The 7,418-nt window shown below is 72.6% G+C and carries 6 protein-coding genes; 3 read left to right on the plus strand and 3 right to left on the minus strand.

The genetic code is table 11. From position 1 onward, the window contains the following. Positions 1 to 816 (minus strand): condensation domain-containing protein (locus AB0B89_RS33280; RefSeq protein ID WP_358560704.1); only part of this gene is annotated, 816 nt, incomplete at its 3' end. Positions 817 to 1,057: 241 nt separating this feature from the next. On the opposite strand from AB0B89_RS33280, the gene AB0B89_RS33285 reads away from it, so the two are divergent. The 3 genes from AB0B89_RS33285 to AB0B89_RS33295 all read left to right on the plus strand — a co-directional run bounded on the left by AB0B89_RS33285 (position 1,058) and on the right by AB0B89_RS33295 (position 5,373). After that, on the plus strand, positions 1,058 to 2,608 hold the full coding sequence (locus AB0B89_RS33285) for an amino acid adenylation domain-containing protein (protein ID WP_358560707.1): 1,551 nt from the start codon (positions 1,058 to 1,060) through the stop codon (positions 2,606 to 2,608). Positions 2,609 to 2,682: 74 nt separating this feature from the next. Then, positions 2,683 to 2,970, plus strand: a complete 288-nt coding sequence (locus tag AB0B89_RS33290; RefSeq protein ID WP_358560710.1) for an acyl carrier protein — start codon at positions 2,683 to 2,685, stop codon at positions 2,968 to 2,970. Between the two features lie 15 nt (positions 2,971 to 2,985). Further along, positions 2,986 to 5,373 carry a lantibiotic dehydratase gene (locus AB0B89_RS33295; RefSeq protein ID WP_358560713.1) on the plus strand — a complete coding sequence of 796 codons (2,388 nt, stop codon included), beginning with the start codon at positions 2,986 to 2,988 and terminating at the stop codon, positions 5,371 to 5,373. Between the two features lie 134 nt (positions 5,374 to 5,507). On the opposite strand, the gene AB0B89_RS33300 is transcribed toward AB0B89_RS33295, so the two are convergent. Then, positions 5,508 to 6,251, minus strand: a complete 744-nt coding sequence (locus tag AB0B89_RS33300) for an SDR family oxidoreductase (protein ID WP_358560716.1) — start codon at positions 6,249 to 6,251, stop codon at positions 5,508 to 5,510. Next, entirely contained in the window at positions 6,248 to 7,252 is a 1,005-nt protein-coding gene (locus tag AB0B89_RS33305) for an alcohol dehydrogenase catalytic domain-containing protein (RefSeq protein ID WP_358560719.1), read from the minus strand. Before AB0B89_RS33305 ends, AB0B89_RS33300 begins: the two co-directional genes overlap by 4 nt. Positions 7,253 to 7,418: the final 166 nt, after the last annotated feature.

Raw genomic sequence — 7,418 nt, forward strand, 5'->3', positions numbered from 1 at the left:
GGTGGTGGCTGCGGTGTAGAGGTCGCGTAGTTCGCGGGCGAGGATGGCTTCGGACCAGCCGTCGAAGATGATGTGGTGCAGGCAGATCACCAGGATGGACTGGTCGGGTGTGGTGCGCAGGAGTGTGGTGCGCAGCAGTGGTCCGGTGGCCAGGTCGAACGGGGTGGCGGCGGCGGCGTTAACGTGGCCGCTGATGGTGCTCTGGTCGTGGCCGGTCAGGTCGGTGAGGGTGATCGTGACCGGTGCGGGGGGGTCGATGATCTGGTAGGGCTGGCCCGTGTCGTCGGCGGCGAACCGGGTGCGCAGCGCTTCGTGCCGGACCACCAGGTGCGTCAGCGCCTGTTCGAGCGCCGCCACGTCGACGGGTCCGGTCAGCCGCAGGGCGACCCGGATCAGATACTCGTTGCCGCCGGGCTCCAACTGGTCCAGGAACCACAGGCGCTGCTGGGCGGACGACAGCGGGACCCGGCCCTCCCGAGGCAGCGGCCGGGGCCCCTGCCCGCCGGCGGTGCGGTTCACGCGCCGGACCGCCCCCCGGGAGCCGTCGGCCGCGGGAGGTGACGTACGGAGGACACGCGCCGCGGCCAGCTCACCCACATGGGCGCTCAGCAGCCGTGCCGTGGGGTTCTCATGAACGGCTTCCGGTGAAATGGCGACGCCGAACTCCGCGGCGATCGCCTTTGTAATCCGCGAGGCGGTCTCGTCGTCGCCGCCCAGCGTGCCGAATTCGCTGTCTACCGCGATCGCATCCGTGGCGAACACGTCTCGCCAGATACGAAGGATTCGCGCTTCATCCGCGTACTTGACATTCGTCATCGGGCCCTACCCATCATCTCCACAGGGCGGCTTCTCATATCGCGCATTCGCCAGCCTGTCAGCCCGTACCCCTCCTGCCACCTGGGCGGTTCCAACCACCCGGCCCAAGGGCACTTCTGTCCAGCGAATGCGTCCGACAGTGGATGACCTCGAAAAACGCGCCGCACAGGAATGCGGCGGACGCCGTTTCCCGCAATGGGGTGATTGCGTTAATCGCCATTGCCGCCTTACGTTCGGCGGCATGAAAAGGGTCCTTTCGGCGCACCAGGCCACCCAGGGAACCATCGTCGACGACATTCGCGGTCACGCCGCCCGTGAACCGCACGCACCCGCGATCGTGACGCCGCAGGCCGTCATCGGCTACCGGGACCTCACCGACCGGATCGATCACCTGGCGCGGGCGCTGGCCGCCGCCGGAGTCGGCGCCGAGAGCCGCTGCGCCGTCGTCGCCGAGGACGGTGTCCACACGGTGATCGCGATGGCCGCCGTGATGCGCGCCGGCGGAGCGTTCCTCACCCTCGACCCCGGGCAGCCGGTCCAGCGCCTGCACGCGATGGTCCGCGGCGTGGACGCCCGTTTCCAGATCACCACCGCCGCGCTCGCGGGACGGCTCGCTCTGCCCGTCGGCGGCCCCACCATCTTGATAGACCGCCTCGGCGACGTGGCGGGGGGCGCGCTTCCGGCTCACGTCCCGCCGCGCTCCCTCGCCTACCTCAGCCACACCTCGGGGTCGACGGGAACCCCCAACCCCGTCATGATCGAGTACGGCGGGCTGGGCGCCTACCTGCGGTTCATCGTCACCGCCGGCGGGCTCGGCCCGCACACCGTGGCGCTGCAGCTGGCGCCGTTCGGCTACGACGCCTCGATCCGGGGCGTCTTCGCGCCGCTGGCGGCGGGAGGCCGCCTGGTCCTGCTGCCCCGATCCACCCTGCTGCGACCCGTCGCCCTGGCCGACGCGGTGCGGGACTACGGCGCCAACACCATCTTGAGCAGCACTCCGACCCTGCTGACCGCACTGGCCCAGGACGAGGAGGTCGCCGCACGGCTGCGCGGGCTCGACCTGATCCTCTGCGCTGGAGAGTCGCTGCGCCCCTTCCTGACGGCCGGGGGCAGGCGGCTGGCCGCGGGCCGGCTGGTCAACCACTACGGGCCGACCGAATGCACGATCACCTCGACCTGTTACGAGGTTCCCGACCAGCCGGACACCGAGGCCGACCTGATCGGCACGCCGATCGACGGGGTGACGGTCCGCCTGCTCGACCAGAGCATGCGCGCCGTGCCCGACGGCGCGGTCGGCGAGATCCACATCGGCGGCTCGGGCGTGGCACGCGGCTACGGCGGCCGGCCGGCCCTGACCGCCCACCGGTTCGTCCCGGACCCGTACGGCCCACCCGGCGCGCGCCTGTACCGGACCGGTGACCTGGCGCGGCGCGGACCTACCGGCATCCTGGAATTCCTCGGCCGCAACGACAGGCAGGTCAAGATCCGGGGCTACCGCGTGGAGCCGGCCGAGGTCGAAGGCGCCCTGCTCGGCCATCCGGCCGTGACCGGGGCGGTGGTCACCTCCGCCGCGGACGAGCGCGGCCGGGTCCACCTCGTCGCCCACGTCACAGGCGTGCCGCCCGAGATCACGGACGCCGCGCTGCGGGCGCACCTGGCCGAGACCCTGCCGCCCCACCTGATGCCGCGCCGGTTCCACCGCGTCGACAGCATCCCCACCACGCACAGCGGCAAGACCGACCGGGCCGCCCTCGTGGCGCACGCTCCGGCCCACGGCGGCGCGGGCGCCTGACCCGCGGCCGTCCTCCCGAACAGGACGTCCACCACCACCCATCTCAGCTCGCCGGCCTTGGAAGGGCGAAACCCATGACGACGACGAACGACGACCGGACGTACACCGCCGACCTGACCGAGCTGGTCGTGGCCGTGTACAGGGAAACGATGCGCCACGAGGGACTCGGACCCGACAGCGACTTCTACGAGGAGGGCGGGGACTCCATGACCGCCTTCCAGATCATCGCGCGGCTGCGCGCCGCACTCGACGTCGAGATCCCCGTCGCGCTGGTCTTCGCCTGTCCCACGCCCACCGACCTCGCCGCCGCCGTCGCCGACCTGGCCTACGGCCAGGCGGGCGACGACGCCGGCCTCAACTGAACGGAGAGCCCGAAAATGAAGGACGAATCGGCGCCGCACGTCGGCCAGTGGCGGTTGTGGACCCAGGTCTCAGTGCGGGGACCGGGCTTTCCGGCAGCGGGGGTGCTGCGCCTGGCACCGGAGGGCCTGGCGGCCGCCGCCAACGGGTTCGGCGCGGGGGAGGAGCTCGCGGGGGCCCAGTGGGACGCCTTCGAGAAGCGGTTCGGGGCCGCGGCGCTGTCGGTCTCGGGGACGCTGCAGGAGATCGCCGGGCTGCCGTTGTTCCAGTCGGCGGTGGCGTGGCAGAACCGGACGGTCCTGCGATCGGGAATCGGCCCGTTCCTGCGGTGGACGCCGGAGGCCGGCAAGCGGCCCAGCATGGCGCGGCAGCGCGAGGAACTGGTGGCGCACTACTGGCAGCGGTTCTGCGTGAAGAACGACACGATCGGGTTCTTCGGCCCGGTGGGCTGGGGCACGTGGGACCGGTCCGTACGGGGCGTGGCGGTCGAGCCGGGGGTGGGGCTGGTCGCCGAGTCGGGGGTGTACTTCTCAAGCTGGGCGGTCGACGCGCTGGCACGCTGTGTCAGCGAGGACGAGGCGGTCCGGGAATGGCTGGCGCCGCGGCGGATGCCGTTCGTGCGGATGGGCGCCACCGAGGTGAGCGTTCCCGGCCTGCCCCCGGTGCGGGTCGGCCAGGTTGAGCGGGAGGTGCTCCGGCTCTGCGACGGCACCCGGCCCGCCCGCGCCATCCAGCGGGAACTCGGCGAGCACGTCGACGTGCGCGGCGTGCTCGAAACGCTGGTCAGACGCCGCTGGATCGTCTGGCGGCTCGACGTGCCCGCGGACACCTATCCGGAACGCCGGCTGCGTGAGCTCCTCGACCAGATCGGCGACCCCGGCGTCCGGGATCGGGCACTGGACAAGCTGCGGGTCCTCGAACGCGGCCGGGACCGGGTCCGTGAGGCGGCCGGTGATCCCGAGGCCCTCGTGGCCGCCCTTGAGGCGCTCGAAACCGAGTTCACCGAGCTGACCCAGGTCGCCGCGCAGCGCCAGAAGGGCGGGGGCGGCGCTCCGTGCCGGGCGCTGATCTACTCCGACAGCATGCGCGCGGCCCGGGTCCGGGTCGGCACCGAGTTGCTCGACGCCCTGGGCCCGCTGGACCTGCTGCTGACCGGGGGAGCCTGGCTGACCTCCGCCCTGGCGGAGCGGGTCATGGCCCGCGCCCGCCAGGTCTACGCCGAGCAGACCAAGGGCCGGGGTGAGGCCCCCCTCGACCTGGCCACCTTCTGGTTCGCGTGCATTCCCCTGCTGCACAGCGGCGCCGTCGCCGACGCGGCCGACCTCAAGCGGGAGTTCGCCAAGTGCTGGGAGGACATCCTGCGCCTGCCGCCCGGCGCGCGGCGCGTGCGGTTGACCCGCGCGGACATCGCCGACCGGGTCCGCGAGGCCTTCGGCGAGCCCGCCGGGGGGTGGGCCACAGCGCGGTACGCCTGCCCGGATGTGCTGGTCGTGGCGGACGACGCGGACGCGGTGAACCGGGGGGAGTTCGAACTCGCTCTCGGGGAGCTGCACCTGGCCATCAACACGCTCGGCGCGTCGCTCTTCGTCAACCAGCATCCCGACCGCGAGGAGCTGATCGAGCTCACCGACCTCGATCACCCTGGGCCGCGTCTGATGCCGTTGCAGCCCAAGGAGCACCGCGCGCGGCTGTCCGCCCGCACGAGGTACTCGCTCGTCCGGGACCAGGACTACTGCGTCGCGCTGGCGGACTCCAGCGCCGACCCCCGCCGCCCGCGCACGATTCCGAGCGCGGACGTCGTCGTGAGCGACCGCGACGGCCGGCTCGTCGCCGTGCTGCCCGACGGGGGCGTGTTCGATCTCGTGGACATCTTCTCGCAGGCCCTGACCATGCTGGTGCTCGACATGTTCCGGATCGTGCCGGAGGACGCCGACCACTTCCCGCGGGTGACGATCGACCGGATGACGGTGGCGCGGGAGACCTGGCGGTTCGACCCGGCGACGATGGAGTTCGCGGACGAGAAGAACGAGGCGAAGCGGTTCGTACTGGCCGGCCAGTGGCGCGCCGCGCGGGAACTTCCGCGCTTCGTGTTCGTGGTGTCGCCCACCGAGCCCCGGCCGTTCTACGTGGACTTCCACAGCCCCGTGTACGTGAACATCTTCGCCAAGGCGGTGCGCCGGCTGTCGCGCGACGACCCGCAGGGCCGGCTCACCATCAGCGAGATGCAGCCCACTCCCGAGCAGACCTGGCTGACCGATGATCAGGGCAACCGGTACACGTCCGAGCTGCGCTTCGTCGCCGTCGACGACACCCGGGCCCGCGCCGGCGACGAGCCTGCTCACCGCTCCACGCCGCTGACGCGGCGCGTGGTCGCCGGCCAGGACGCGCTGGTGCCGATCACGTGAACGGCGGCCCCGGCCATCCTGGTCACCGCCTTCCGAACAACCGACCAATGGCAGATCCGCCTCCGGCGTGAGGCGATGACCAGAGGGGCGGGCCGCCGCTGAGCGGCCCGCCCCTCTGGCCGGGACCGACCGCGTCAGCGGTAGACCAGGCCGGCGCCGACCTCGATCACCTGGCCGGTGACTCCGGCGGCGCCGTCGCTGACCACGAATCGCGCCGCCGCGATCAGATCCTCCGGTACCAACCGGCGGCGTAGCGCCTGCCGGGCGATCACCTCGGCGTCCAGTTCGGCCTGGGCACGCCCGTCGGCGAGTTCGAACTCGCTCTGCGTCTTGATCGCGCCGGGCGAGATCGCGTTGACCGTGATGCCGTCCGGGCCCCAGGCTCGCGCCAGCGACCGGGTGAGTCCGACCAGCGCCGCCTTGCTGGCGACGTACGACGGTCCGGACGGGCCGGCGAGCCGCACCGTGGCCGAGGTGATGTTGACCACCCGCCCCCACCCCCGCTCGCGCATCCCTCCGCTCAAGGCCTGCGCCAGCACCATCGCGGCGGTCACGTTCACCGCGAAGGTCGCCTCCCATTCGGCCAGCGGCAGGTCCTCGATCGACACGTTCGACGCTCGGGCCGCGTTGTTGACCAGCACGTCCACGTCGCCGGCCTGACCGGCCAGCGCGACTACCGAGGACGGGTCGGCCAGGTCGGCCTCGACGACCCTGACCCTCGCGCCCGCCTCCTCGCAGCGCCGCGCCACCTCGGCGATCTCCTGGTCGGCGCACAGGTGGTGCAGCACCAGCGTGACACCCGGCTCCGCCAGGCCCTCGGCGAGCGCCGCCCCGATGCCCCGGCGGGCTCCGGTGACCAGGATCGTGCGGCCGGTCACGGCCGGGCCTCCGCATCCGGCGTCAGCACGGTCTTGACGGTCCGCCCGGACCGCACCAACGCCAGCGCGTCGTCGATCCGATCCAGCCCGAACCGGTCGGTGACCAGCGGCGCCAGCCGGTCCGCGTGCCGGCGGACGAGGTCGATGGCCGGCGGGAAGCTGTTCAGGATGGCCATCGAACCCACGATGGTCAGCTCGTCGGCGTAGATCCGGTACGGCGACACGGCGGCCGCCGCCTGAGGCGAGGCGACGCCGAAGACCAGCAGATGGCCGGCGCGTGCCACACAGTCGAGCGCCTGCGCGAAGGCCCGCGGGTTGCCGGTCGCCTCGATCACCCACGGGGCGCGGAGCTGCGCGGCCTCCTCGGGATCGCAGGCGCGCGCCCCGGTCAGCCGTTCGGCCAGCCGGCGCCGGGCCGGGTTGACGTCGACCACGGTCACCGGTCCGACGCCTCGCAGATCGAGCATGATCGCCAGAATGAGCCCCATCGTGCCGCCCCCGAAGACGATCGCGGGCTCGTCGGGCCGGGGGTTCAGCCTGTGGAGGCCGCGAACCGCGCAGGCCACCGGCTCGGCCAGCGGGGCCGCCTCCAGCGGGAACGGTTCCGGCAGCCGGTACAGGTTGGCCTCGGGCACCGCGGTGAACTGCGCCCACGCGCCCGGACTGGTGGCGCCGATCGCGCCCCACCGCCGGCACATGTTGCCCTGTCCCCGCCGGCACGGGTCGCACCGTCCGCAGTGCAGTGAGGGGTCCACGGCGACGAGGTCGCCCACCGCGTACCCGCCGACCTCATGGCCGACGGCGACCACCTCGCCGTAGGGCTCGTGCCCGGGGATCAGCGGCAGCCGGTCCACTCCAAGGTCGCCGCCGACCAGGTGGAGGTCGGTGCCGCAGATGCCGCACGAACGGACGGCGATCACCACGCCGTCGGGTGCCGGTGCCGGGTCGGGCACCTGGGCCACGTCGAGCCGGTCCGGCGCGGATACCACCACGGCGTACATCGTTTCCTCCTCGGTCCGGGTCACTCGAAGACGATCAGGCCGCGGGTCTCGGTCCCGGAGCGAAGCGCGTCGTAGGCCTCGTCCACCTGATCGATCCGCCACCTTCTGGCACCACCGGCGCCACCCGCCGCCCGGCCAGGGGCTACGACCCCGGTATGGGCTTCGG

Source organism: Sphaerisporangium sp. NPDC049002 (assembly GCF_040649355.1).
Taxonomy (GTDB): domain Bacteria; phylum Actinomycetota; class Actinomycetes; order Streptosporangiales; family Streptosporangiaceae; genus Sphaerisporangium.